Raw genomic sequence first — 1,388 nt, 5'->3', positions numbered from 1 at the left:
ACCGTCACCAGCTCCTCGCCCTGCTGCAGGGCAATGACGGTGACGCGTCCCGGACTGGTGTAGACCTGATACAGCGCGCCGTCAGCGTAGGGCCAGACCTGGATCGCATTGACATAGCCCTCGCGCGTCGGTGCGATGCGGGCCTCCAGGTTGGCACGGGAAACGCGGAGCTTTTCGTCCGCGGGTTCCGGTGTCAGCTTCGCGTCGGACTCGCTTGGCAGCGCTTTCATCTGCTCGGGCAGCGGCAAGGGCTTCGGCATCTCAACCACTTCGATGGGCTTCGGTGGATCCGGTAGCGGCTGCGCGGCAACGGCAACGGGCTCGTCCAGCGAGATCGTGGGCGGGGCCTTGCCCTGCGTGGCGCAGCCAGCGAGGACCAGCAAGATCAATGGCAGTACGGATTTACGGAGATGCGTGTTCACGGCTTTGTTCCTTTCATTGCATCGGTGGATTCGAGTTCACGGCTCCAGGACAGCCCGTTGACATAGATGCCCAGTGGGTTCTTGCGCAGCCGCTGCTCGGTGCGCGGCGGCTGCAGCACGACGGCCAGCACGGCCGTCCAGCGCTCCATGCCAGAGGGCGAGCCGTTCGCGAAGCTGCGCTCGATCCAGCGCACCTGGAAAGACGTGTCGCTGGCTCGCACAACGCTCGTCACCTCCACGGCCACCGAGCTTTGCCCAATGCGCGAGAACGGATCGTTCGCTCGCGCGTAGTCGTTCAAGGTGGCCGCTCCACGGTCCGTCGTGTACTCGTAGGCCTCGAGCCAGTTCTGCCGCACCACGATCGGGTCGATAGACAGCGAACGCACGTCGGTGACGAAGCGCGCCAAGTGGTGCGCGATCTGCGCGTCGTTGGGCTTGTAGGGCGTGGCCGCCTCGCCCACAGCACGCACCTGACCGGCGTTGTCCACCTCGACGACGAATGGCGTCACGATGGACTGGGCCGAACGCCACACGAGGCCGCCGGCCATCAGCAGCGCGAGGGACAGGCAACCGAAAGCCATCAGCCTCCAGTTCTTCGCCTGAACGCGCGCGCTGCCGATGCGCTGGTCCCAGACCTGCGCGGCGGCCTGGTAGGGGGTGACGGGTTCGGGCGTCGCCGAGTACCGCACCTGGGGTCGTTTGAACCGCATCTGGATCTCCTATGAATTTGAGTCAGGTATTCGAGCTGTCATGCAGGCTCGGGCTGGCGCCACTTCCTCCGGCATCGCCCGAACGCAACGTGTGCGCAGCCGTCGTCGCCGCATGCGTCATCTGCTGTTTGCGGCGCATCTGCTTGGCCCACGCGGGCTCAGCAGTTGGCGCATGGGCTTCGGACCCATCGGCCGCGGGCTTGGCAGCGGCAGGCGCAGCCGCATCGGCAACGAAGCTCGCCACCCCGTCTTTGAC

At 65.9% G+C, this 1,388-nt stretch carries 1 protein-coding gene and 2 pseudogenes; all 3 read right to left on the bottom strand.

The genetic code is table 11. The features are described 5' to 3' along the window. A pseudogene (locus tag QTI05_RS27790) lies at window positions 1-422 on the bottom strand (P-type conjugative transfer protein TrbG); the annotation flags it as partial. Continuing rightward, window positions 419-1,132: a conjugal transfer protein TrbF gene (gene trbF / locus QTI05_RS27785; RefSeq protein ID WP_076196625.1), complete on the bottom strand. Its 714-nt coding sequence runs from the start codon at window positions 1,130-1,132 to the stop codon at window positions 419-421. The gene trbF and the pseudogene QTI05_RS27790, both read right to left, overlap by 4 nt. Window positions 1,133-1,154: 22 nt before the next feature. After that, window positions 1,155-1,388, bottom strand: a pseudogene (locus tag QTI05_RS27780) (P-type conjugative transfer protein TrbL); the annotation flags it as partial.

The organism is Variovorax fucosicus (assembly GCF_030316825.1).
Taxonomy (GTDB): domain Bacteria; phylum Pseudomonadota; class Gammaproteobacteria; order Burkholderiales; family Burkholderiaceae_C; genus Variovorax; species Variovorax fucosicus.
Note: the sequence above shows the minus strand (reverse complement) of the source record. Positions and strands in the feature narration are given on the sequence as shown.

Bases quoted from the DNA above. Each gene is read 5' to 3' on its own strand.
- trbF (WP_076196625.1), bottom strand. From the start codon at position 1,132: ATGCGGTTCAAACGACCCCAGGTGCGGTACTCGGCGACGCCCGAACCC.